General features: G+C 32.7%; 24 protein-coding genes. 17 read left to right on the top strand and 7 right to left on the bottom strand.

All coding sequences use genetic code 11. The features are described 5' to 3' along the window. Window positions 1–133: 133 nt before the first annotated feature. Together thiD and SAMSHR1132_RS02790 are read right to left on the bottom strand one after the other, a co-directional pair. The gene (gene thiD / locus SAMSHR1132_RS02785; protein ID WP_001185454.1) at window positions 134–964 is read right to left on the bottom strand and encodes a bifunctional hydroxymethylpyrimidine kinase/phosphomethylpyrimidine kinase; all 831 of its coding nucleotides are present in this window, start codon (window positions 962–964) and stop codon (window positions 134–136) included. 490 nt (window positions 965–1,454) lie between these two features. Then, window positions 1,455–2,654: an IS110 family RNA-guided transposase gene (locus SAMSHR1132_RS02790; protein WP_304363309.1), complete on the bottom strand. Its 1,200-nt coding sequence runs from the start codon at window positions 2,652–2,654 to the stop codon at window positions 1,455–1,457. 302 nt (window positions 2,655–2,956) lie between these two features. Here SAMSHR1132_RS02790 and SAMSHR1132_RS02795 point away from each other — a divergent pair, with 302 nt between their 5' ends. The 4 genes from SAMSHR1132_RS02795 (at window position 2,957) to SAMSHR1132_RS02810 (ending at window position 6,070) form a co-directional block, all read left to right on the top strand. Next, window positions 2,957–3,613 carry a uracil-DNA glycosylase gene (locus tag SAMSHR1132_RS02795; protein WP_000455263.1) on the top strand — a complete coding sequence of 219 codons (657 nt, stop codon included), beginning with the start codon at window positions 2,957–2,959 and terminating at the stop codon, window positions 3,611–3,613. Next, a complete protein-coding gene (locus SAMSHR1132_RS02800) occupies window positions 3,614–3,988 on the top strand; it encodes a DUF5327 family protein (protein WP_000247404.1) in 375 nt (124 codons plus the stop codon). 108 nt (window positions 3,989–4,096) lie between these two features. Continuing rightward, window positions 4,097–4,465, top strand: a complete 369-nt coding sequence (locus tag SAMSHR1132_RS02805; RefSeq protein WP_000765185.1) for a DUF423 domain-containing protein — start codon at window positions 4,097–4,099, stop codon at window positions 4,463–4,465. A gap of 120 nt (window positions 4,466–4,585) precedes the next feature. Next, on the top strand, window positions 4,586–6,070 hold the full coding sequence (locus SAMSHR1132_RS02810) for an APC family permease (RefSeq protein WP_000412507.1): 1,485 nt from the start codon (window positions 4,586–4,588) through the stop codon (window positions 6,068–6,070). Between the two features lie 140 nt (window positions 6,071–6,210). Here SAMSHR1132_RS02810 and SAMSHR1132_RS02815 read toward each other — a convergent pair whose 3' ends face one another. The 3 genes from SAMSHR1132_RS02815 to hemQ form a co-directional block, all read right to left on the bottom strand. Beyond that, window positions 6,211–6,663, bottom strand: a complete 453-nt coding sequence (locus SAMSHR1132_RS02815) for a threonine/serine exporter family protein (protein ID WP_000498576.1) — start codon at window positions 6,661–6,663, stop codon at window positions 6,211–6,213. A gap of 13 nt (window positions 6,664–6,676) precedes the next feature. Further along, complete coding sequence (locus tag SAMSHR1132_RS02820) at window positions 6,677–7,441, bottom strand: threonine/serine exporter family protein (RefSeq protein ID WP_000354093.1); 765 nt, start codon at window positions 7,439–7,441, stop codon at window positions 6,677–6,679. Window positions 7,442–7,985: 544 nt separating this feature from the next. After that, window positions 7,986–8,738 carry a hydrogen peroxide-dependent heme synthase gene (gene hemQ / locus SAMSHR1132_RS02825; RefSeq protein WP_000075707.1) on the bottom strand — a complete coding sequence of 251 codons (753 nt, stop codon included), beginning with the start codon at window positions 8,736–8,738 and terminating at the stop codon, window positions 7,986–7,988. A 166-nt stretch (window positions 8,739–8,904) separates the two neighbouring features. Between hemQ and pta the strand changes: the two genes are divergently transcribed. The 6 genes from pta (at window position 8,905) to SAMSHR1132_RS02855 (ending at window position 14,825) form a co-directional block, all read left to right on the top strand. Beyond that, window positions 8,905–9,891: a phosphate acetyltransferase gene (gene pta / locus SAMSHR1132_RS02830; protein ID WP_000774292.1), complete on the top strand. Its 987-nt coding sequence runs from the start codon at window positions 8,905–8,907 to the stop codon at window positions 9,889–9,891. A 2-nt stretch (window positions 9,892–9,893) separates the two neighbouring features. Next, window positions 9,894–10,730, top strand: coding sequence for a lipoate--protein ligase family protein (locus SAMSHR1132_RS02835; RefSeq protein WP_014373789.1), 837 nt, complete (start codon window positions 9,894–9,896; stop codon window positions 10,728–10,730). 579 nt (window positions 10,731–11,309) lie between these two features. Further along, window positions 11,310–12,230, top strand: a complete 921-nt coding sequence (mvk, locus tag SAMSHR1132_RS02840; RefSeq protein ID WP_000197037.1) for a mevalonate kinase — start codon at window positions 11,310–11,312, stop codon at window positions 12,228–12,230. Between the two features lie 4 nt (window positions 12,231–12,234). Then, the gene (mvaD, locus tag SAMSHR1132_RS02845) at window positions 12,235–13,218 is read left to right on the top strand and encodes a diphosphomevalonate decarboxylase (RefSeq protein ID WP_000597322.1); all 984 of its coding nucleotides are present in this window, start codon (window positions 12,235–12,237) and stop codon (window positions 13,216–13,218) included. A gap of 12 nt (window positions 13,219–13,230) precedes the next feature. Next, complete coding sequence (locus SAMSHR1132_RS02850) at window positions 13,231–14,307, top strand: phosphomevalonate kinase (RefSeq protein WP_000616887.1); 1,077 nt, start codon at window positions 13,231–13,233, stop codon at window positions 14,305–14,307. A gap of 176 nt (window positions 14,308–14,483) precedes the next feature. After that, window positions 14,484–14,825 carry a DUF1450 domain-containing protein gene (locus tag SAMSHR1132_RS02855; protein ID WP_000798967.1) on the top strand — a complete coding sequence of 114 codons (342 nt, stop codon included), beginning with the start codon at window positions 14,484–14,486 and terminating at the stop codon, window positions 14,823–14,825. A gap of 53 nt (window positions 14,826–14,878) precedes the next feature. Here the strand turns inward: SAMSHR1132_RS02855 and merA are convergent, their stop codons facing one another. Both merA and hypR read right to left on the bottom strand, forming a co-directional pair. Further along, a complete protein-coding gene (gene merA, locus SAMSHR1132_RS02860; protein ID WP_000860605.1) occupies window positions 14,879–16,201 on the bottom strand; it encodes a hypothiocyanous acid reductase MerA in 1,323 nt (440 codons plus the stop codon). Then, entirely contained in the window at window positions 16,188–16,628 is a 441-nt protein-coding gene (hypR, locus tag SAMSHR1132_RS02865) for a redox-sensitive transcriptional regulator HypR (RefSeq protein WP_001047234.1), read from the bottom strand. The genes merA and hypR overlap by 14 nt, the downstream gene beginning before the upstream one ends. Before the next feature lie 601 nt (window positions 16,629–17,229). Here hypR and SAMSHR1132_RS02870 point away from each other — a divergent pair. The 7 genes from SAMSHR1132_RS02870 (at window position 17,230) to SAMSHR1132_RS02900 (ending at window position 24,148) form a co-directional block, all read left to right on the top strand. Further along, window positions 17,230–18,636, top strand: coding sequence for a T7SS effector LXG polymorphic toxin (locus SAMSHR1132_RS02870; RefSeq protein ID WP_000020784.1), 1,407 nt, complete (start codon window positions 17,230–17,232; stop codon window positions 18,634–18,636). Beyond that, window positions 18,637–19,260, top strand: coding sequence for a DUF443 domain-containing protein (locus SAMSHR1132_RS02875; RefSeq protein WP_000923048.1), 624 nt, complete (start codon window positions 18,637–18,639; stop codon window positions 19,258–19,260). A gap of 139 nt (window positions 19,261–19,399) precedes the next feature. Further along, window positions 19,400–20,029, top strand: a complete 630-nt coding sequence (locus SAMSHR1132_RS02880; protein ID WP_000882189.1) for a DUF443 family protein — start codon at window positions 19,400–19,402, stop codon at window positions 20,027–20,029. A gap of 452 nt (window positions 20,030–20,481) precedes the next feature. Beyond that, on the top strand, window positions 20,482–21,420 hold the full coding sequence (locus SAMSHR1132_RS02885) for an aldo/keto reductase (protein ID WP_000808887.1): 939 nt from the start codon (window positions 20,482–20,484) through the stop codon (window positions 21,418–21,420). A gap of 211 nt (window positions 21,421–21,631) precedes the next feature. Continuing rightward, entirely contained in the window at window positions 21,632–22,168 is a 537-nt protein-coding gene (locus tag SAMSHR1132_RS02890) for a flavodoxin family protein (RefSeq protein ID WP_000633789.1), read from the top strand. Between the two features lie 168 nt (window positions 22,169–22,336). Beyond that, entirely contained in the window at window positions 22,337–22,813 is a 477-nt protein-coding gene (locus SAMSHR1132_RS02895; RefSeq protein ID WP_000477508.1) for a GNAT family N-acetyltransferase, read from the top strand. Window positions 22,814–22,852: 39 nt separating this feature from the next. After that, window positions 22,853–24,148 (top strand): HD domain-containing protein, encoded by a 1,296-nt coding sequence (locus SAMSHR1132_RS02900; RefSeq protein ID WP_000180234.1) that lies wholly within the window; start codon window positions 22,853–22,855, stop codon window positions 24,146–24,148. The last annotated feature ends 16 nt before the right edge of the window (window positions 24,149–24,164 follow it).

Below are 24,164 nucleotides of genomic sequence, written 5' to 3' on the forward strand. Positions count from 1 at the left end.
TTGCTTATATATCCCTTATAAATTCAAATGATATACAGAGCATGATAGTTATAAAAAATAACCACATCACATAAATTGAGTTTGTAACCAATTTATGTGATGTGGTTAATATCGATGATTTATAGAAGAGCCGTTATACTTCGGTTACTTCAACGTCAATATGTTCAATACGATTGTATGCACCGTGATCAACAGGACCTACAAAATCGTTCATCTTCCAACCATTTTTAATAGCCGAAGCGACAAAAGCTTTCGCGCTAATTACTGCTTCTTTTGGTGTTTTACCATTAGCTAAATATGCAGTTGTTGCTGCAGCAAATGTACAACCAGCACCATGGTTATAACTTTGTTGGAACATATCTGTTGTTAGTTGATAATATGTTTGTCCATCATAGTATAAGTCATATGATTTATCTTGATCTAAAGCTTTTCCACCCTTAATGATGACGTGTTGAGCACCTTTATCAAAGATAATTTTCGCAGCTTTTTTCATGTCTTCAATTGAACTTAATTTACCTAATCCTGATAATTGGCCTGCCTCGAATAGGTTTGGTGTAACTACTGTTGCTTTAGGAAGTAAATATTTAATCATTGCTTCAGTGTTACCAGGGTTAAGTACTTCGTCTTCACCTTTACAAACCATAACAGGATCTACTACAAAGTACTTAGCATTAGATGCTTCGTATACTTCTCCTGCACGTTTAATAATTTCTTCTGTACCAAGCATACCTGTTTTTATTGCATCTGGACCAATTGATAATGCTGTTTGTAATTGCTTTTCAAATACATCCATTGGTAAAGGTGTGACATCATGTGACCATGTATCTTTGTCCATGGTAATGATGGCAGTTAAAGCGACCATGCCATAAGTATCTAATTCTTGAAATGTTTTTAAATCTGCTTGCATACCTGCACCCGCACTTGTGTCGGAACCGGCAATTGTTAAAACTTTCTTTAAAGCCATTGAGCTTCACTCCTACATTATAATATTGTCTACATCATATCATGTTTAATCCATTTGAAAAATAATAAGCCTGAAAGTACTTGTAATTAATTTATTACTCATATTAGCTTGGGACATAAAACAATGTCCTAAGCTCTATAATATTATATTGGCAGTAGTTGACTGAATGAAAATGCGCTTGCAACAAGCTTTTTTCAATTCTAGTCAACCTTGCCGGCGGGGCCCCAACACAGAGAAATTGGATTCCCAATTTCTACAGACAATGCAAGTTGGCGGGGCCCCAACATAGAAGTTGACGGAAAGTCAGCTAACAAAAATGTGCAAGTTGGGGTGGGACAACGAAATAAATTTTGTGAAAATATCATTTCTGTCCCACTCCCTTTCCTACGATTAGTCAAGTCTTTATGTTTAAAGTAAGCATTACTAAATTAGCCCGTTCAATTTAATTTTTTTGAATAAGGTGTTACACTGTATTTGATTGTACGGTTGGCTAATGTGGGGACATTTGATAATCGTACAATTTTTGATTCATTACTAAATAATGAATCGTTTTTAAGAGACGATTAATACAAGCGATGACGGCAGTCTTGTGAGCTTTCTCATGAGGCTGTTTTCTTAGCTTATAGTAATAATCGACTACATGATTGTCATAATGATGCTGCCCTCTTATTATATTCATAACCACCCAAAACAGTAATCTTCTTGCTTTTTTATTGCCACGCTTATTAATTGTGTCTCTACTTTGCGTACTACCTGATTGATATCGTTTGATATCGATGCCTACAAATGCATTTAATTGTTTATTAGATTTAAATCGCGTAATATTTCCAAGTTCCCCAATAATCATAGCTGCAGATAGTTTTCCAATGCCTGGTATTGAATGAATATTTTCAAAACAATCAAGTTGTTGCGCCAATTGAATCATGTCTTCATCTAATTGTTTAAGATGTTGTATAGATTGTTTTAATTGTCTAATTAACAACCGTGCTTTTTCTACAAGAAATGAATGTCTATCGACATTCGGATAGCTTTCCCGAGCAATGTTAACCAATTGGTGTGCGTGATTTTCAGCTTTATTCATAGATAGACCTTTATCAGTCGAATTGAATATATAAGAAATAAGGGTATCAATATCCATATTTCTCACCATATCTGGATGAGTAAATCGTTCTGCGATGTTAAGTGCAATGATAGAATATCGACTACTAAATAATTTTTCTAAACCAGGAAAAGTTTGATGAAGCTGTTCAACAATTTCAAATTTAAGCCGATTTTGTTCATTTTCAATTTCTAGATGAAAACGTGCACGCTCTCGCAACTCAAAGAAGATATCTCCATACATAGATATGGTTTCCGTTGCTTTTAAAGTAGGTGCTAATTGCGCAAGTTTATGTGCATCAGCTTGATCGGTTTTCCATGATCTTAAAGAACTTGTTCTGAATTTAGCTTCTAACGGGTTCATCTCAATATAATTAATTTGATTTACGCGACAAAATCGAGTCATACCTCTTGAATAAATACCAGTAGATTCAAAAATGATTTGTAGGTGGTCTAAATTATTCAAATACTTTAATAAATAATTATAACCATTTTTATTATTTTGAATGGTAAATTCTCTTTGAAATTGATCGTTATGATAATGAGCTACGACACTACTTCTTTTACTAATATCAACACCTAAGTAATTGATAAATATAGCCTCCTTTAAAAAATTGAGAAGTGAGAACTTTACTTAACCTTTCTCATTTCATTTTCCTCTACACGGTTTCAAGAACCCAACATACTTCAAACGAATTTCAAAAGGCGAGAGTAAAGCTGACTTGTTTTTTTAACGGGTTTAAGACCCAAGGGAATGCACAGTCTACTCCTCTCTATAACTATAAAAAATAGCTATGAAAAAATCTATCGTCATAGATTTCTTCATAGCTAATCTTAGTATGTTTCTCTATAAGGATATTGTATATGTTAAAATATGTCCTGAGGTGAGATAGAATGGAATGGTCACAAATTTTTCATGATATAACGACTAAACATGATTTTAAAGCTATGCATGATTTTTTAGAAAAAGAATATACGACTTCAATTGTTTATCCTGATAGGGAAAATATTTATCAAGCATTTGATTTAACTCCATTTGATACCATAAAAGTTGTGATATTAGGCCAGGATCCATATCATGGTCCAAACCAAGCACATGGATTAGCATTTTCAGTGCAACCTAATGCTAAATTTCCACCTTCATTACGTAATATGTATAAAGAGTTAGCTGATGATATTGGATGTGTCAGAAAAACACCACATTTGCAAGATTGGGCACGAGAGGGCGTTCTGTTATTAAATACTGTTTTAACTGTGAGACAGGGTGAAGCTAATTCGCATCGTGATATTGGTTGGGAAACATTTACCGATGAAATCATAAAAGCTGTCTCGCAATATAAGGAACATGTAGTATTTATTTTATGGGGAAAACCCGCGCAGCAAAAAATAAAACTAATTGATACATCAAAACATTGTATTATAAAATCAGTGCATCCAAGTCCGCTCTCAGCATATAGAGGATTCTTTGGATCAAAACCGTATTCCAAAGCGAATGCGTATCTTGAATCAGTAGGTAAAACACCAATCAAATGGTGTGAAAGTGAGGCATAGATGGTGAATAAAGAAACATTAATAGCACGAATTGAACAAGAACTAGTACAAGCCGAGCAGGCGCAACATGACCATGATTTTGAAAAACATATGTATGCCATACATATATTAACATCTTTTTATGCTTCAACTTCAAATACAGCATATATTGATGAACGACCATTGAATCATCGTATTGACAACCAAAATCAAGTGTCACAATCACAAATAACACAACCAACGCATCAAGTAACTGCTGCTGAAATAGAAGCGATGGGTGGTAAGGTGAGTGCGCAACAATCCCAAAGTAGGCCGTATACACAAACTACAACACAACAGCAAAGATTAACAACTGATGATGAAATCGGTAACGGTGAATCAATTTTTGATTTTTAAAAAGCAGTGATGAACTTTGTTTATTTAAACGATTTTAAATCTGAATGTTAATAATTAAGTTACATTCATATATTTAATATATACTGAATTATTCAAGGAGAGGTAACGATGAAATTATTTATTATTTTAGGTGCATTAAACGCTATGATGGCAGTTGGAACAGGTGCATTTGGTGCACATGGTTTACAAGGTAAAGTAAGTGACCACTATTTATCAGTATGGGAAAAAGCAACGACATATCAAATGTATCATGGGTTAGCATTATTGATTTTAGGTGTGATTAGTGGCACAACATCTATCAATGTTAATTGGGCAGGTTGGTTAATATTTGCCGGTATTATTTTCTTTAGTGGTTCATTATACATTTTAGTATTAACACAAATTAAAATATTAGGTGCCATTACGCCAATTGGTGGTGTGTTATTCATTATTGGATGGATCATGCTCATCATTGCGACATTCAAATTTGCTGGTTAAATTTTAAAATTTTAGAGTACCTATGTAACTAAACATTAAATTTTTAATAAAAATAATCAAGAAAAAGAGTTACAAACTCATCTTTTGGGTATAGAATACCTTCGAGGTGAGTTTTTATTTATGGAAAAAAAGAATAAGCAAATAGATAGAGGCGATTTAAAACAAAACCTATCTGAAAAATTTGTATGGGCTATTGCATATGGTTCATGTATTGGATGGGGCGCATTCATCTTACCAGGAGACTGGATTAAGCAATCAGGTCCGATTGCAGCATCAATTGGCATTATTATTGGTGCATTGTTAATGATATTAATTGCGGTAAGTTATGGCGCATTAGTAGAAAGATTTCCAGTATCAGGGGGCGCATTTGCCTTTAGTTTCTTAAGTTTTGGCAGATATGTGAGTTTCTTCTCATCATGGTTTTTAACTTTTGGTTATGTATGTGTAGTTGCTTTAAATGCGACCGCATTCAGTTTATTAGTTAAATTCTTATTGCCAGACGTCTTAAATAACGGAAAATTATACACTATTGCAGGTTGGGACGTTTATATAACGGAAATCATTATTGCTACTGTGTTGTTACTCGTATTTATGCTAGTGACAATTCGTGGTGCGAGTGTATCAGGATCATTACAATATTACTTCTGTGTGGCGATGGTTATCGTCGTATTATTAATGTTCTTTGGTTCATTTTTCGGTAATAATTTTGCTCTTGAAAATTTACAACCTTTAGCTGAACCTAACAAAGGATGGTTTGTATCCATTATCGTTATTGTATCTGTCGCTCCATGGGCGTATGTTGGATTTGATAATATACCTCAAACAGCGGAAGAGTTTAACTTTGCACCGAATAAGACATTTAAGCTTATCGTATATAGTTTATTAGCAGCGTCATTAACGTATGTTGTAATGATTCTATATACTGGTTGGTTATCAACAAACCATCAAAGTTTAAATGGGCAATTGTGGTTAACTGGTGCAGTTACACAAACAGCTTTTGGTTATATTGGATTAGGTATACTAGCTATTGCAATTATGATGGGTATATTTACAGGTTTAAATGGTTTCTTAATGAGTTCAAGTCGTTTGCTATTTTCAATGGGGCGTTCAGGCATTATGCCAACAATGTTCAGTAAATTACATAGTAAATACAAAACGCCTTATGTTGCCATCATTTTCTTAGTAGGCGTGTCATTAATTGCACCTTGGTTAGGAAGAACAGCATTGACATGGATAGTTAATATGTCTTCTACAGGCGTATCAATTGCTTACTTTATTACATGTTTGTCTGCTGCTAAATTATTTAGTTATAACAAACAAAGTAATACGTATGCACCTGTATATAAAACGTTTGCCATTATAGGCTCAGTTGTATCATTCATTTTCTTAGCATTGTTATTAGTACCAGGATCACCAGCAGCGTTGACGGCACCATCTTATATTGCATTAATTGGATGGTTAATCATTGGATTAATATTCTTTATAATTCGATATCCTAAGTTGAAAAATATGGACAATGATGAATTGAGCCGTTTAATTTTAAATAAAAGTGAAAATGAAGTTGATGATATGATTGAAGAACCTGAAAAAGAAATAACTAAATAATAAAAGAATCGCACAATATACCTTCTTAATTTGGAGGGATATCGTGCGATTTTTTGTATTGTAAAATTGGCATTTAAGACGAGATGGTTAAACCATATTATAATTGCTAAAAGTTAGGGTTAAGCCATGTTCAACAACATCTATAATCTTTTGAAAGATTTCACGAACCCTGAAACAATTAATTTGGAAATTTGGTCTGCAAATAATAAGCCTAGTGCAATGGCGCCCGCAATAAGTGTTACTTCTAACATTGTATTGATTGCTGTGCTGAAATTTAATAAGACTAAATTTTTTGTAGCATCGTATGCTAAACCACCTGGTACTAATGGAATGATTCCAGTTACCATAAAAATGATGGCAGGTTCTTTTTGTTTCCGAGCCATATAATGACTTAACAATCCTAATGCTAAACTGCCAAAGAAACTAGAATATATTGTGTGTACATTTAAACCGTTGAAAAACAGTATGTAAACCATCCATCCACACGTACCAACGAAGCCACAAGATAAATATAATTTTCTAGGTGCATCGAATATGACACAGAAGAACGTTGATGCTAAAAAGCTAAAGATAAAGTTTAATATCCAAAACATAGTCATGATACTCCTATACTAAAATTAATACGCTACCAACGCCAGCACCGATGCCAAACGCAGTAACCAATGCTTCTAATGATTTCGTTGTGAACATCAACATGTGTCCACCAAATAAATCTTGAATTGCATTTGTTATTAATACACCAGGGACAATAGGCATAACCGCTGCAATGATAATTGTTGCCAAGTCACCTGTTGGAATAAGTGTATGTCCAATAACAGCGATAATCCCAATTACTAAGGATCCTATGAATTCTGGGATGAACTGTGCGTGTAACTTACGATCTAGAATTTCAGTGACTAAGTATCCTAGACTACCTGCTAATATTGCAGTTAAGACATCTATCAATCTGCCACCTTGTAAATATAAGAAACTCATTGCAATCATTGCTGCAGCAAAACCTTTAAAAGGAAGACTGCTGTCTCTCTTAGCTACATATATTTTTTCGAGCTGTAATTTTGCTTCTTCTAATGTAATTTCATTATTTGTAATTTGGCGTGAAATTTTATTCGCCTGTGATATTTTAATTAAGTTAGTATCCCGAGAAGTAATTCTAAAAATTCTCGGAAACGATTCCGAATGTAGTGTAAACTGGATGACAGTATTTGTAACAAAACTGTTACTTTCACTGTAGCCAAGTTTTTTTGCAATACGTGTCATTGTATCTTCCACACGTGTACCTTCTGCACCAGATTCTAATAATATGCGGGCAGCGAGCATCACAACATCTTTTATTAATACTTCTTGTTTATATTCTTCTGAATTTATATCCATGTCATCACCATTGTTTTAAGAATTAATACTCATTATAGTTTATACACTATAAAATAACCATATGAGCTATTGAAAAGTTGATTTTGATTTTAAAAAACTAATATATGATACTATTATAATAATAATCATCGGAAATCTTTGTAGACGAAATTCTCTTAAATGATAAAAAGGAAAATTTATTGAAAAAAATCTGACAAAAATATGTTTCAAATATTTCAAATAGGTTAAAATAATATTAGTTAACCATTACAAAAATTGTATAGAGTAGCGACTGTATAATTTCTATTGAGGTTAACGTTTATATGTAGTGATAGTAGTTAAAGTTCTCCCAAGGAAGACTACTCGGGTACACTTTGCTATGTGCAAAGTGTACCTTGTTATTGATAATACAATAGCACATTATTAGAAGTTCAAACATAAAGATTTCAACTATTTACTAAATCACATCTTATGTATACGGGAATATACTGAAGATAAACGAAAAATTCCAAGCCTATTCATTTAAGCTTGGAATTTTTTATTAACTTATAGTCATTATTGTATGTTATGAAATCGCAAAGAATTGGTTAAATTCGTCTGCATTTAAAATATGACCTACGAAGAAACTTCCGAAATCACCATAGCGTGCTGTTGTTTCATCAAAACGCATTTCATATACAATTTTTTTGAATTGTAACACATCATCGGAGAACAATGTTACACCCCATTCGAAATCGTCGAAACCAACAGAACCTGTGATAAATTGTTTGATTTTACCAGCATATTTTCGACCAATCATACCATGGTCATACATTAATTTTTGACGTTCTTCCATAGTTAACATATACCAGTTGTAAGTTTCGTTACGACGTTTGTTCATCGGATAGAAACATATATAATCAGAATGTGGTAGTTCAGGATAAAGTCTAGCTTTTACATGTGGATTCTCGTATGGATCTTCATCTGATTTACCAGCTAAATAATTACTCAATTCAATTACAGATACATATGAATAAGTTGGGATTAAGAAGTCGGCAATTCGTAATTTATTAAATTCATTTTCAATATGGTTTAATGTTTTCATTTCTGGACGTAGGAACCATAATAATAGATCTGCTTTTTGTCCAGTTATATTATAAATTGCTTGATCACCAGCATTTGATGACCTTACAGTTGCTGTATTTTCTAAAAATGACTGCAATTCAGCGACAAGTGCATCACGTTCATCCTTTGGTACTAGGCGTAATGATGCCCAATCAACTGCATAAAATAAGTGTAGACTATACCAACCATCTAAAGTTTCGGCTGCTTGACTCATGTGAATCGCTCCTTTTCAAAAATCATCAGTTCTTTATAAATTTTATCATAAACAATAGTATGAACGATAAAATAATGATTACAAAATGGTGACTTGGCATTATAAAATAAAATGGCGTATAATTATACCGTGAATTATTAATAAAACATCAATCAAGGAGGATATTATGGCTGATTTATTAAATGTATTAAAAGACAAACTTTCTGGTAAAAACGTTAAAATCGTGTTACCTGAAGGAGAGGACGAACGTGTTCTGACTGCAGCAACACAATTGCAACAAACAGATTACGTAACACCAATCGTGTTGGGTGATGTAGAAAAGGTTCAATCTCTAGCACAAAAACTAAACCTTGATATTACTAATATTGAGTTGATTAACCCTGCAACAAGTGAGTTAAAAGCTGAATTAGTTCAATCATTTGTTGAACGTCGTAAAGGTAAAGCTACTGAAGAACAAGCGCAAGAATTACTAAATAATGTAAATTACTTCGGAACGATGTTAGTATATGCCGGTAAAGCTGATGGCTTAGTAAGTGGTGCAGCACATTCAACTGGTGATACTGTACGTCCAGCTTTACAAATCATCAAAACGAAACCAGGTGTATCAAGAACATCAGGTATCTTCTTTATGATTAAAGGTGATGAACAATACATCTTTGGTGATTGTGCAATCAATCCAGAACTTGATTCACAAGGACTTGCAGAAATTGCAGTAGAAAGTGCTAAATCAGCATTAAGCTTTGGTATGGATCCAAAAGTTGCAATGTTAAGCTTTTCAACAAAAGGGTCTGCTAAGTCAGACGATGTAACTAAAGTTCAAGAAGCTGTCAAATTAGCTCAACAAAAAGCGGAAGAAGAAAAATTAGATGCAATCATTGATGGTGAATTCCAATTTGATGCTGCGATTGTCCCAGGTGTTGCTGAGAAAAAAGCACCAGGTGCTAAATTACAAGGTAATGCAAATGTCTTTGTATTCCCAAGTTTAGAAGCTGGTAATATCGGATATAAAATTGCACAACGTTTAGGCGGATATGATGCAGTTGGTCCGGTATTACAAGGTTTAAATTCTCCAGTAAATGACTTATCACGTGGCTGTTCAATTGAAGATGTATACAATCTATCAATTATAACAGCAGCGCAAGCTTTACAATAACGATGGATTTAGCAAGTAAATATTTTAATGGTGTCAATTGGCGATACATCGACCATTCTTCCGGATTAGAACCTATGCAATCTTTTGCATTTGATGATACATTTTGTGAAAGTGTAGGAAAAGATTTATCGGATAATGTTGTTCGCACTTGGGTACATCAACATACAGTTATATTGGGTATTCATGATTCGAGATTGCCGTTTTTAAAAGATGGCATTGATTATTTGACGAATGAAATTGGATATAATGCCATTGTTAGAAATTCTGGTGGCTTAGGAGTTGTCCTCGATCAAGGTGTATTAAATATTTCACTTATGTTTAAAGGGCAGACAGAGACAACTATAGATGAAGCATTTACTGTGATGTATTTATTAATTAGTAAAATGTTTGAAGATGAGAACATTGATATTGATACGATGGAAATTGAACATTCATATTGCCCAGGAAAATTCGACTTAAGTATCGATGGTAAAAAATTTGCTGGTATATCACAACGAAGAGTTAGAGGCGGTATTGCTGTACAAATTTATCTCTGTGTTGAAGGTTCAGGTTCAGAACGTGCACTGATGATGCAAACATTTTATGAACATGCTTTAAAAGGTGAAGTGACCAAATTTAAGTATCCTGAAATTGAACCATCATGTATGGCATCTTTGGAAACATTACTAAATAAAAAAATTACAGTTCAAGATGTTATGTTTTCATTACTTTATGCAATCAAAGATCTTGGCGGTTTATTAAATATGACACCTGTAACGAATGAAGAGTGGCAAAGATTTGATAAATATTTCGATAAAATGATCGATAGAAATAAAAAAATGACAGACAATATGCAGTAGTCTCGATAAATAACAGTCCCTTTCATATAAATGTTTGGGGCTGTTATTTTTCATATTAAACATAAAAGAGTTAATGGAATTAATTTTAAAATGAAACGTCATTCAATTGAAAGTAATGATATGATTGAAATGATAATATTTTAAATTAAATTTTTAACTTGTGACATTAAATGTGCTGAGAAATGGGTATAAAGAATGAATGCGAATAGTTAGGTAATCATACTATATATTGAAATGTTCTAATACTTTAGTAGTAAATCTATATATTCCAATAATTATTTGTAGTATTATAGTTAGGGTGGAAAATTATAAATTGTAGGGCTATTTTATAAAAATATAACAATCTGAGATATCACTTGATAAGATATAAACTTTGAAGTTATTGAAAGTTAGATTTATACTAATCAAGTTAAATCAATTATGAACTGAAAATAAAGTTTTATACATAGTAATAATAATGCAAGCAAAAGACTGTAAAATACAATAAACGCATTTGCGTAAACAACTTAGAATATGACGTCTTTTACTATTAAAAAATAATGATTCAAGTATAGGATAAATATAAAAGGTGATATTGACATGACAAGAAAAGGATATGGGGAATCGACAGGAAAGATTATTTTAATAGGGGAACATGCTGTTACGTTTGGAGAGCCGGCGATTGCAGTACCGTTTAACGCAGGCAAAATTAAAGTTTTAATAGAAGCGTTAGAGAGCGGGAACTATTCGTCTATTAAAAGTGATGTCTACGATGGTATGTTATATGATGCGCCTGAACATCTTAAGTCTTTGGTGAACCGTTTTGTAGAATTAAATAATATTACAGAGCCACTAGCAGTGACGATTCAAACAAATTTACCACCATCACGTGGATTAGGATCAAGTGCAGCTGTTGCGGTAGCTTTTGTTCGTGCAAGTTATGATTATTTAGGGAAATCATTAACGAAGGAAGAACTTATTGAAAAGGCTAATTGGGCAGAACAAATTGCACATGGTAAACCGAGTGGCATCGATACACAAACGATTGTTTCTGGAAAACCTGTTTGGTTCCAAAAAGGGCATGCTGAAACATTGAAAACATTAAGTTTAGATGGCTATATGGTTGTAATTGATACTGGTGTGAAAGGTTCAACAAGACAAGCGGTCGAAGATGTACATAAACTTTGTGAGGATCCTCAATACATGTCACATGTAAAACATATCGGTGATTTAGTTTTACGTGCGAGTGATGTGATTGAACATCATAACTTTGATGCGTTGGCCGATATCTTTAATGAATGTCATGCGGATTTAAAAGCGTTGACAGTAAGTCATGATAAAATAGAGCAATTAATGAAAATTGGTAAGGAAAATGGTGCCATTGCTGGAAAACTTACCGGTGCTGGTCGTGGCGGAAGTATGTTATTGCTTGCCAAAGATTTACCAACAGCGAAAAATATTGTAAAAGCTGTAGAAAAAGCTGGTGCAGCACATACATGGATTGAGAATTTAGGAGGTTAATGCGTTGATCAAAAGTGGCAAAGCACGTGCACATACGAATATTGCACTTATTAAATATTGGGGTAAAAAGGATGAAGCACTTATCATTCCAATGAATAATAGTATATCTGTTACATTAGAAAAATTTTATACTGAAACGAAAGTCACTTTTAACGATCAGTTAACACAGGATCAATTTTGGTTGAATGGCGAAAAGATTAGTGGCAAAGAATTAGAGAAAATTTCAAAGTATATGGATATTGTCAGAGAACGAGCGGGCATTGAGTGCTATGCCAAAATTGAAAGTGAAAACTTTGTACCAACTGCTGCAGGGTTGGCTTCATCAGCAAGCGCATATGCAGCTTTAGCAGCTGCTTGTAATAAAGCACTATACATGCAGCTGTCAGATAAGGATTTATCGAGATTGGCGCGAATCGGTTCGGGTTCTGCGTCGCGTAGTATTTATGGTGGATTTGCAGAATGGGAAAAAGGGTATAGTGATGAGACGTCATATGCCGTTCCACTTGAATCGAATCATTTCGAAGATGAGCTTGCTATGATATTTGTTGTGATTAATCAACAATCTAAAAAAGTACCAAGTCGTTATGGAATGTCGTTGACACGAAACACATCAAGGTTTTATCAATACTGGTTAGATCATATTGATGAAGACTTGGTTGAAGCAAAAGCAGCGATACAAGACAAGGATTTTAAACGCCTTGGTGAAGTAATTGAAGAAAATGGTTTGCGTATGCATGCCACGAATCTGGGATCAACACCGCCGTTCACATACCTTGTGCAAGAAAGTTATGATGTCATGGCGCTTGTTCACGAATGCCGAGAAGCGGGGTATCCGTGTTATTTTACGATGGATGCGGGTCCTAATGTGAAAATACTTGTAGAAAAGAAAAACAAGCAACAGATTATAAATAAATTATTAACACAGTTTGATATTAACCAAATTATTGATAGTGACATTATTGCCACAGGAATTGAAATAATTGAGTAAGGAAGAGATAACATGATTCAGGTCAAAGCACCCGGAAAACTTTATATTGCTGGAGAATATGCTGTAACAGAACCAGGATATAAATCTGTACTTATTGCGTTAGATCGCTTTGTAACTGCTACTATTGAGGAAGCAGATCAATACAAAGGTACCATTCATTCTAAAGCATTACATCATAACCCAGTAACATTTAGTAGAGATGAAGATAGCATTGTCATCTCAGATCCACATGCTGCAAAACAATTAAATTATGTGGTTACAGCTATTGAAATATTTGAACAGTACGCTAAAAGTTGCAATATTGCAATGAAGCATTTTCATCTGACTATTGATAGTAATTTAGATGATTCAAATGGCCATAAATATGGATTAGGTTCAAGTGCAGCAGTACTTGTTTCAGTTATAAAAGTATTAAATGAATTTTATGATATGAAGTTATCTAATTTATATATTTATAAACTGGCAGTGATTGCAAATATGAAGTTACAAAGTTTAAGTTCATGCGGAGATATTGCTGTGAGTGTATATAGTGGATGGTTAGCATATAGTACTTTTGACCATGAATGGGTTAAACATCAAATTGAAGATACAACTGTGGAAGAAGTTTTAATCAAAAACTGGCCTGGATTACACATCGAACCATTACAAGCTCCTGAAAATATGGAAGTACTTATCGGTTGGACTGGCTCACCGGCGTCATCACCACACTTTGTTAGTGAAGTGAAACGTTTAAAATCAGATCCTTCATTTTACGGAGACTTCTTAGAAGATTCACATCGTTGTGTTGAAAAGCTTATTCATGCTTTTAAAACAAATAACATTAAAGGTGTGCAAAAGATGGTACGCCAGAATCGTACTATTATTCAACGTATGGATAAAGAAGCTACAGTTGATATTGAAACTGAAAAGCTAAAATATTTATGTGATATCGCTGAAAAGTATCACGGCGCATCTAAAACATCAGGCGCTGGTGGTGGAGACTGTGGTATTACAATTATTGATAAAGATGTAGATAAAGAAAAAATATATGACGAATGGACAAAACATGGTATTAAGCCTTTAAAATTTAATATTTATCATGGGCAATAAATGAATTGATAGGGGAGCAATCATCTAATTTAATTAGAAGATAAATGCTCCATTTTTTATTGTCAGCCGTGTTACGTATCTTGAAAAAAATATTAAAAAGAGTAAAATAGATAGAGTTAACGAAAAAATTAATGAAATCAACGATATAGATATGATAAAGAAAGGTGGGTAGCAATATGAAAAATACATTCCTTATTTGTGATGAATGTCAGGCAGTCAATATTAGAACGTTACAAAAGAAGTTGGAAAAATTAGATCCCGATGCTGAAATCGTTATAGGTTGTCAATCTTATTGTGGACCTGGACGCCGTAAAACATTCACTTTTGTAAATAACCGCCCACTGGCTGCGCTTACTGAAGAAGAATTGATCGAAAAAGTTTCTCAACAATTAAAGAAACCACGTGATCCTGAAGAAGAAGAGCGTTTAAGAAAACGACATGAAGAACGTAAACGTCGTAAAGAAGAACAAGATAGAAAGCTTAAAGAAAAATTGGAAAAGCGAAAAGCACAACAATAAAACCTGATGGCAGCATTTCATTCTATGCGTGCCAACAGGTTTTTATGTTTTATCTAGAAATTAAATAAATCATTAAATGATTCAGCCATCGTAGGATGCGTATAAATATTATCTCGTAATACGGTATATGGAATATTTTGATCAATTGCAAGTTTAATTATATTAATTAATTCTTCAGATTGTTTACCATATAATGTAGCACCTAAAATCATGTTATTTTCATTGTTAATGACAACTTTAAATAAACCTCTTGGATCATTGTTGATTTTGTGACGAGGTATAGCACTTACTAAAAGTTGATGTTCAGTGTAATCATAATGTTGAGCGGCAGCTTCTTTACTAGTTAATCCAACACGTGATAATGGTGGATCTATAAATACTGTATAAGGCACGCTGCCTCTATTGTCAGTCGTACGTGACTGATTACCATATAACGCTGATTTGATAATACGAAAATCATCTAATGAAATATACGTAAATTGCAGTCCGCCTTTAACATCACCCGCAGCATAAATATGCGGCACAGTTGTTTGAAGATGAGCATTGACTTTAATTTCGCCTCTGTCGCCTAATTCGATATCAGTATTTTCTAAAGCTAAATCTGTATTTGGTTTGCGACCGATAGCCAAAAGTACTGCATCAGCCTCAAAGTTACCAACGTTAGTATGGACTGTTGTATGATGATCGTCAGATGACAATTCAGTCGTTTCAACTTTTGTATGCAATGAAATGCCCTTATTTTCTAAGTCAGTAATAGCATGTTCAACGACATCTTGATCTTCGCGTGGCATATATGATTCACCGCGTTCCAATACAGTAACCTTACTACCTAAATTCGCAAACATTGAAGCAAATTCTAAGGCGATATAACCGCCACCTACAATAACGAGGTGCTTAGGCTGATAGCTAATGTTTAATAAACCTGTAGAATCAAAGACATGTTTAGCTTGATTAAGTCCTTTAATATTAGGAATGATAGATGTAGCACCTGTATTAATTATGATATGAGGTGCAGTAATACTATCGGCGATATCGCCATGCTGATCTAATAAATTCACTTCAGTATTAGATTTAAACTGCGCTTTAAAATCCAGTACATCAATGTTGCTATCGTCTGCTAATAAGTGGTAATTTTTATTGTTTAGCGCATTGACAACATCGTTTTTACGGTTATAACTTGCTTCAAAAGATTTGCCTTCTAACCCATCATGTACAAGTGTCTTCGAAGCAATACATCCTACGTTTATACAAGTGCCTCCGTACATTTTCGAAGATTGTTCGATAACTGCGACATGTTGACCTGTTGATGCAGCGTATTTCGCTAAAGTTTTACCGGCTTTCCCGAATCCAATTACAATTAAATCATATGTTTTCATTACATAATTCCTCCTTTTGAATGTCTTCAATGACATCTTTGATTGTTTTTCCTTTATAAAAATTAATAATGATATTCTGTTCGTCTAGTTGATAATGTGACATGGTAGTTGCAATATTACGAGCAATTTGACAATGACTTCCTTCGTCGCCAGTAAATAGTCGCGTCTTATTTTCTTTTTCTAAGACAAAATGTTTATATAATGTTGCTAAAGAGACATCAGCACTTTGATCATTTGCTAAATAACCGCCATCTTTGCCTCTTATTGTGTCAATCATTTTTAAATCGACAAGTTGTCTTGTTACACGTCGTAATTGCACCGGATTTAAACAAGTTAATTCTGCTAATGAACTACTATTGAATTTTTCTGAATGATGCTTAGTTAAAAAAGCTAATACATGCACGGCAATGTTAAATTCCAAGTTCAATGTTTCTCACCTCGTAATTGTAACTTTATTAGTTACAATTAAAAGTCATTTTGCTCAATGTGTCAATACTTATGACTATTTTTGTAGAAAATGTAATGAATCAGATGTGATTTTAGAATGGTTTGAAATGACAGAATGTTGATTTAAGTGTTAGAGAGATATAAAGGATGCTCGTTTCAAAATTGGTGAAAGTAAAGGTTTAAATCGTTTTGTTATGTGTAATTGTTTTGATTGACTTTTGATTTTTGAAGTTTACAAATACGTCATTATGAAGAATGATTAAAGTTATTGAATACTTATTTAAATCGTAAATATATTTCAAGGTATTAATATATATTAGGTTAAGGATGTTGTCACAATAAAATTAAAATATTGAAAGATAATTTTTATTGATTAATTGCGAATATACAAAGACACCATTATATCCATATGCTAAAATAAGAAAAAAGGCGACATGTTATCTCAATTTACCTGCATCTAGACTCCTTTACATAAGAAATAATCATCGCCGAGTTTTAAAATTTTACAATTTTTTAGATGTAAAAAGCATTTGATTTTAAATAGTTTGAAAATCACATATTTTTGGAAAAGGAGCATGCCGATGAGTATTGACATGTATTTAGACAGATCTCGAAACCAAGCTTCAAGTGTTGGTAATTTGAGTCAATCAATGAATTCAAATTATGATGCGTTGGAAAAAGCGATTACTCAATTTATCAATGATGATGCACTTAAAGGTAAAGCATATACGTCAGCTAAGCAATTTTTCAGTACGGTGTTAATTCCATTATCAACAAGTATGAAAACATTGAGTGATTTAACGAAGCAAGCTTGCGATAATTTCGTGTCACGTTATACGAGTGAGGTTGATAGCATATCTTTAAAAGAATCAGAGCTTGAAGAAGATATCAGATCATTAAGTCAACAAATTACGCAATATGAAAATTTAAATAACAATTTGAAAAAGCATGCTTCCGATAATCAGCAAGCCATTTCATCGAACCAACAAATAATACAAACACTGGGTCAACAAAAACATGAATTAGAAGAGAAGCTACGCAAATTGCGTGAGTTTAATCAAAAATCACCAGAAATATTTAAAGAAGTTGAAGAATTTCAAAAAATTGTACAACAAGGACTTACCCAAGCACAAAATTTTTGGAACTTTTCAACAAATCAATTTAATATTCCTTCAGGTAAAGAACTTGATTGGGCCAAAGCAAGTCATGAAAAATATTTGAAAGTTGCTATGGGGAAAATTGAACATAAAGCAGAGAAAGAAACTTTAAATAAAGCAGACTTTGCTGTTATAAAGGCATATGCCAAAGAGCATCCAGAAGACGATATCCCGAAAAGTATAATGAAATATATAAATGACAATAAAGATAGTATTAAACGAGATATAGGATTAGATATCACGTCAACACTTTTAGAGCAAGGCGGTATAAATGCAAGTAAATTCGGTGTATTTATCAATACAGCAGGTGGAGTGAAAGGCCCAGCTGGTCCAAATTCATTTGTAGAAGTCAAACGTACATCAGGTAATGTGTTTATAGAAAATGGTAGTAAATTTGCAAAAGGCGGAAAATATCTAGGTAAAGGTGTTGCAGGTGTAGGATTTGGTATAGGTATGTATGATGATATGGCAAACGATGATAAAACATTTGGTGAGGCGTTGTCGCATAATGGTATGACGCTTGCTTTAAGTACTGGAGCTGGGATTATGATGTCTGCTGGTATAACTGCGCTAGTCAGCAATCCAGTAGGATGGGCTGTATTAGGAGGCTTTGCTGTAGCAACAGGTGTTTCAATTGGGCTCGGTTGGGCATATGAAAATAATAAATGGGGAATAAAAGATAAAGCAGACTGGGTAGGACATAAAATAGATGGCGGTATCGATGGTGTTAAAAAATCTACAGAAAAAGCCGTAGATAGTGTTGGGAATGTTGTTGGTGAAGCTACAAAAAGTATTTCTAATCAAATAAACCCTATGAAATGGAGCTGGTAAATGTTGCTGTGCGAATCTAAAATCATCAATAAAAATCCTAAATATAGAATTATTAAATATAATGATGAGTATTTAATGGTCGATATAATAAGCACTTGGATTAGTTTGTTTTTTCCATTTATTAATTGGTTCATCCCAAAAAGATACGTCAAAATTAGTAAAGAAGAGTTTGAAAATTTAAATATTGTTAAACCTGCTAAAAAGAATGTTTTTTGGCCAGTTGCAGGTAGCTCTGCTTTGCTGGGAGTTGCATTAAGAAAATATACACATTTACTTGACGTTCAACTTGATAAAAAATTAGTTATTGCCATATGTTGCATCACATTTATAGGGATTTTAATATTTTATGTACGCCTAATTAAAAAATCATCTTTAAATATTTATAATACTAAAAATAAAAGGTCAAAAATTTTTTTAATACCTACACTAAAAAATGTTTGTTTCACATTATTTGGATATATTTTATTTGGCGGATTGACTATGCTATTCCTAGATGCACTATTATCAATGAGTTACCAAAACATAATAGTATATTTTGCTTGGATTGCAGTTATGATGGGTTTTTTTCTAGTGAATATAGCTTTAATTATAGATAAAAACATTCATGTCATACTTAAAAATTAAATGGTAGTAATAAATTCAGATTAAAGATATGCAAATAACAATTAATTAAAATTTTGATGATAGTAAGTTGATAATATTTTAATGTCTTTTGAAGTATCGAAAAATGTATTACACATAAAATTAAAGGGATGTGGAGACATTGCTTTGCGAGGTAATAGCTATATACAAAAATCCCAAATATAGAATTATTAAATATAATGATGAATATTTGATGGTGAATATAATAAATAATTGGTTAGTTTTATTTATTCCATTGCTTAATTGGTTGACACCAAAAAGATACATCAAGATCAGTCAAGAAGAATTAGAAAATTTAAATACTTTCAAACCTGCTAAAAACAATGCATTTTGGCCAGCATTAGGTAGTTCAGTTTTATTTAGTGTGACTTTTAGAAAGTATATGCCTTTATTTAATGTTAGATTGGAAAAAACAATAGTAATAGCCATATTTTTTGTTGTATTTCTTGGTATTTTATTTTTCTACCTAAATTTAAATCGTAGGTTAGCATTAAGTGTTTTTACTATGAATAAAGAAAAAAGTCAGAAAATGATATTGCTACCTAATTTAAAACATTTTTTCTTTATAATATTTGCATATTTATATTTCGGTGGTTTTTCATTTTTCACTTTATATGCCCTGATAACTATAGATGTTCAAAATATAATTATATTTATCTGTTGGGGTGCAGTAACTATGTTTTTCTTTTTTATAAACATTGTTCCCATTGGCATTAAAAAAGCTCATGTAATACTTCTTAAAAAAAGCTGAATAATAAAGGAATTTTTTAAATCTAAAATTATTAAATTTAATATAAAAATTTGACTCATAGATAGAATGAATAAAAATCCGAAATATAGAATTATCAACTACAAAGATGAATATTTTATAATGGATATCCCATGTTAATATTAACAGTTTTAATTTCTTTGTTATGCAAATCAAAACATTATAGTATTTCTAATTGAACTTGTAATGGCTTTAATGTTGTCGTTCTTAAATGTTTTTTTAATTTCTGATTTAAAAGTACATGTAATTTAAAGGCTGACTAGCAATCGCACTATGTGAATATCGACTTAAGTAATACTTATTTTAACTGAGTTCTACATAACATTTTTCTAATACACCGCCTAAATTCAAACCCTAATTCTAACATTTGGAAGTTGTATTAAATCATGGTAGTGTGATAGTGGAAAAGTTATAAAGATAAGGAGCTGGGTCTAATGAAGCAATTTGTAAACTTAGGTAAATCTGATGTTGAAGTGTTTCCAATCGCACTTGGGACGAACGCAGTAGGTGGGCATAATTTATATCCGAACTTAGATGAAGAACAAGGAAAAGATGTTGTTCGTCAAGCTATTAATCATGGTATTAATTTATTAGATACGGCATATATTTATGGGCCAGAGCGTTCAGAAGAATTGGTTGGTGAAGTTGTTAAAGAATATCCGCGAGAGCAAATTAAAATTGCTACGAAAGGGTCTCATGAATTTGATGAAAATCAAGAAGTACATCAGAACAATCAACCGGAATATTTAAAACAACAAGTTGAGAATAGTTTGAAACGTCTACAAACTGATTATATCGATTTATATTATATTCATTTTCCGGATGACAATACTCCGAAAGATCAAGCAGTTGCAGCATTACAAGAGCTTAAAGAACAAGGAAAGATTAAAGCAATTGGTGTATCAAATTTCACATTAGATCAACTTAAAGAAGCGAATAAAGACGGTTACGTTGATGTTGTACAGTTAGAATATAATTTATTGCATCGCGATAATGAGGCAGTATTACAATATTGTGTTGATCATCAAATTACATTTATTCCATATTTCCCGTTAGCATCCGGTATTTTAGCTGGAAAATATAATGAGAATACTAAATTTAGTGACCATCGTGCTACACGTCGTGATTTTATACCAGGTGTTTTTGAAGAGAATGTGCGTCGCGTAAAAGCTTTGGAAAAGATTGCTGCAGCACATCAAACTTCAATTGCGAACATTGTATTAGCATTTTATTTAACGAGACCAGCTATTGATGTGATTATTCCTGGCGCAAAACGTGCAGAACAAGTCATTGAAAATATTAAAGCTGCAGATATCGTTTTATCAGATGATGAGATTCAATATATCGACGAACTGTTTCCAATTGAAGGCTAAATGAATTATTTTTAAAAGTGACTTAATTATCCAATGCATCATGAATAAGCCCTTTATCACAAGCAACGTCATATATGGCATGACGAAATTTTGTCAAATTTCCATAAAAGTTGTAAGCGTTTTACTATTCGGTAGGCAAAGCTTATGATAGTATAATTAGGTAACAATATCACAAAAGATAATTTTCAATCAAAAGTGAGGTTAGGCTAAAATGATTACTGTTTTGTTTGGTGGAAGTAGACCAAACGGTAATACTGCGCAATTAACAAAATTTGCTTTGCAAGGATTAGATTATCAATGGATTGACGTGACGCAGCATCAATTTAAACCAATTCGTGATGTCAGACATACTGAAAAAAGTATCGCAAATTATGAAGGTGACTACCAGGAAATTTTAGATAAGGTATTAGCAAGTGATACAATTATTTTTGCTTCACCAGTGTACTGGTATAGTATTTCAGCACCATTAAAAGCATTTATCGAACATTGGTCAGAAACATTACAAGATAAACGTTATCCTAATTTTAAGGCACAAATGGCTCAAAAAGATTTTAGAGTCATTTTAGTCGGTGGAGATTGCCCAAAAATAAAAGCGAAGCCTGCAATAACGCAAATGAAATATAGTTTGGACTTTTTAGGTGCAACTTTAAATGGTTATATTATTGGAACCGCAGATAAACCTGGCGATGTCATGAAAGATAATTATGCACTAGCACGTGCGACAGAATGGAATCAACTATTGCAATAAGTAATACCTCATTACAAAACGAAGTGAATTTTTGCTTCGTTATTTTTTATTTTAATTTTAACGAAAAATATAAATATATGAATTGAATAGACAATCATTGTTTATTAAGTATTGAGCAAGTTGTGGTATAATGCCGTTATTAAAACTTGTTAATAAGGGGAGAAAGTCATGTTCAAGGTAAGACAAGCAACGGAAAAAGATGTTGTTCAAATTAGAGATGTCGCAACAAAAGCTTGGTTTAATACATATTTAAATATATATGCAGCGACAACAGTTAATCACTTATTAGAAGCTTCATATAATGAACATCATTTGAAAAAGAGACTACAAGAGCAATTGTTCTTAGTTGTCGAAGAGGGTAATGACATCGTCGGCTTTGCTAACTTTATTTACGGAGAAGAGTTATATCTATCAGCGCATTATGTTAGACCTGAATCTCAACATAAAGGATATGGTACAGCACTATTAAATGAGGGATTATCACGTTTTGAAGGTAAATTTGAAGGTGTTTACTTAGAAGTAGATAATAAAAATGAAGAAGCAGTAGCTTACTATAAAGAGCAAGGTTTTACAATCTTACGCTCTTATCAGCCAGAAATGTATGGCGAAAAGTTAGACTTAGCACTTATGTACAAAGCATTTTAAGTAAATTAAATATTATATTAAACGAAAAGGAGGGGAATAATGACTAACGCATATGTAGATTTAAAATTAGTAGAAGAAAAAGTTTTTAAAGACCCGATACATCGATATATTCATGTTGAAGATCAATTGATATGGGATTTAATTAAAACTAAGGAATTCCAAAGGTTACGTCGAATTAGACAACTAGGAACACTGTACCTATCTTTTCACACAGCAGAACATAGTCGCTTTGGACATTCTTTAGGTGTGTATGAAATAGTTAGACGATTAATTGATGAGTCATTTATTGGTCATGATGCATGGGACAATAAAGATAGACCGTTAGCATTATGTGCTGCATTATTACATGATTTAGGACATGGTCCATTTTCACATAGTTTTGAAAAAATATTTAATACAGACCATGAAGCTTACACACAAGCGATTATTACTGGAGATACTGAGGTGAATGCTGTATTACGTAAAGTATCGCCTGAGTTTCCAAGAGAAGTTGCGGAAGTAATTAATAAAACACATCACAATAAATTGGTCATTTCGATGATTTCGTCACAAATCGATGCGGATAGAATGGATTATTTACAACGCGATGCGTATTTCACAGGTGTATCATATGGTGCTTTTGATATGGAACGTATTTTAAGATTAATGCGACCTTCTAAAGATGAAGTACTAATCAAAGAAAGTGGTATGCATGCAGTTGAAAACTTTATTATGAGTCGTTATCAAATGTATTGGCAGATTTATTTCCACCCAGTTAGTCGTGGTGGAGAAGTGCTGCTTAATAATTGTTTGAAACGCGCAAAACAGCTTTATAATGAAGGCTATGAATTTAAGTTGCATCCACATGATTTTATTCCATTTTTTGAAGAGACAGTTACGATTGAACAATATGTTGAACTCGATGAAGCGGTAGTTACGTATTATTTGGAAAAATGGACAAAAGAAGATGATGCCATTTTAAGTGATTTAGCAAGTCGATTTATTAATCGAGACTTATTTAAATATATTCCATTTGATGGGTCAATTATTACAATATCAGAACTGCAAGAACTGTTTGAAGCAGGTGGTATTAATCCAGATTATTATTTTGTGAGTGAAGCATTTTCGGATTTGCCATATGACTATGATCGACCGGGGTCAAATCGCAAACCGATTCATTTATTAAGGCAAGATGGTACGATTAGAGAAATAAGCAATCAATCTTTAGTCATTCATAGTATTACAGGCATTAATCGCCAAGACTATAAATTATATTATCCTAGAGAAATGGTTGCAAAGATTAAAGATAAGACAATTAGAGAAGCTATTGAAAATTTGATTAATGAGCTTAATTAAACAGGGCTAAAATTGT

The organism is Staphylococcus argenteus (assembly GCF_000236925.1).
Classification (GTDB): domain Bacteria; phylum Bacillota; class Bacilli; order Staphylococcales; family Staphylococcaceae; genus Staphylococcus; species Staphylococcus argenteus.

What these genes read in the sequence shown, in the direction of transcription:
- thiD (WP_001185454.1), bottom strand. Translation starts at nt 964, where the DNA reads ATGGCTTTAAAGAAAGTTTTAACAATTGCCGGTTCCGACACAAGTGCG.
- SAMSHR1132_RS02795 (WP_000455263.1), top strand. Translation starts at nt 2,957, where the DNA reads ATGGAATGGTCACAAATTTTTCATGATATAACGACTAAACATGATTTT.
- SAMSHR1132_RS02800 (WP_000247404.1), top strand. Translation starts at nt 3,614, where the DNA reads ATGGTGAATAAAGAAACATTAATAGCACGAATTGAACAAGAACTAGTA.
- SAMSHR1132_RS02805 (WP_000765185.1), top strand. Translation starts at nt 4,097, where the DNA reads ATGAAATTATTTATTATTTTAGGTGCATTAAACGCTATGATGGCAGTT.
- SAMSHR1132_RS02810 (WP_000412507.1), top strand. Translation starts at nt 4,586, where the DNA reads ATGGAAAAAAAGAATAAGCAAATAGATAGAGGCGATTTAAAACAAAAC.
- SAMSHR1132_RS02815 (WP_000498576.1), bottom strand. Translation starts at nt 6,663, where the DNA reads ATGTTTTGGATATTAAACTTTATCTTTAGCTTTTTAGCATCAACGTTC.
- SAMSHR1132_RS02820 (WP_000354093.1), bottom strand. Translation starts at nt 7,441, where the DNA reads ATGGATATAAATTCAGAAGAATATAAACAAGAAGTATTAATAAAAGAT.
- hemQ (WP_000075707.1), bottom strand. Translation starts at nt 8,738, where the DNA reads ATGAGTCAAGCAGCCGAAACTTTAGATGGTTGGTATAGTCTACACTTA.
- pta (WP_000774292.1), top strand. Translation starts at nt 8,905, where the DNA reads ATGGCTGATTTATTAAATGTATTAAAAGACAAACTTTCTGGTAAAAAC.
- SAMSHR1132_RS02835 (WP_014373789.1), top strand. Translation starts at nt 9,894, where the DNA reads ATGGATTTAGCAAGTAAATATTTTAATGGTGTCAATTGGCGATACATC.
- mvk (WP_000197037.1), top strand. Translation starts at nt 11,310, where the DNA reads ATGACAAGAAAAGGATATGGGGAATCGACAGGAAAGATTATTTTAATA.
- SAMSHR1132_RS02850 (WP_000616887.1), top strand. Translation starts at nt 13,231, where the DNA reads ATGATTCAGGTCAAAGCACCCGGAAAACTTTATATTGCTGGAGAATAT.
- SAMSHR1132_RS02855 (WP_000798967.1), top strand. Translation starts at nt 14,484, where the DNA reads ATGAAAAATACATTCCTTATTTGTGATGAATGTCAGGCAGTCAATATT.
- merA (WP_000860605.1), bottom strand. Translation starts at nt 16,201, where the DNA reads ATGAAAACATATGATTTAATTGTAATTGGATTCGGGAAAGCCGGTAAA.
- SAMSHR1132_RS02870 (WP_000020784.1), top strand. Translation starts at nt 17,230, where the DNA reads ATGAGTATTGACATGTATTTAGACAGATCTCGAAACCAAGCTTCAAGT.
- SAMSHR1132_RS02875 (WP_000923048.1), top strand. Translation starts at nt 18,637, where the DNA reads ATGTTGCTGTGCGAATCTAAAATCATCAATAAAAATCCTAAATATAGA.
- SAMSHR1132_RS02885 (WP_000808887.1), top strand. Translation starts at nt 20,482, where the DNA reads ATGAAGCAATTTGTAAACTTAGGTAAATCTGATGTTGAAGTGTTTCCA.
- SAMSHR1132_RS02890 (WP_000633789.1), top strand. Translation starts at nt 21,632, where the DNA reads ATGATTACTGTTTTGTTTGGTGGAAGTAGACCAAACGGTAATACTGCG.
- SAMSHR1132_RS02895 (WP_000477508.1), top strand. Translation starts at nt 22,337, where the DNA reads ATGTTCAAGGTAAGACAAGCAACGGAAAAAGATGTTGTTCAAATTAGA.
- SAMSHR1132_RS02900 (WP_000180234.1), top strand. Translation starts at nt 22,853, where the DNA reads ATGACTAACGCATATGTAGATTTAAAATTAGTAGAAGAAAAAGTTTTT.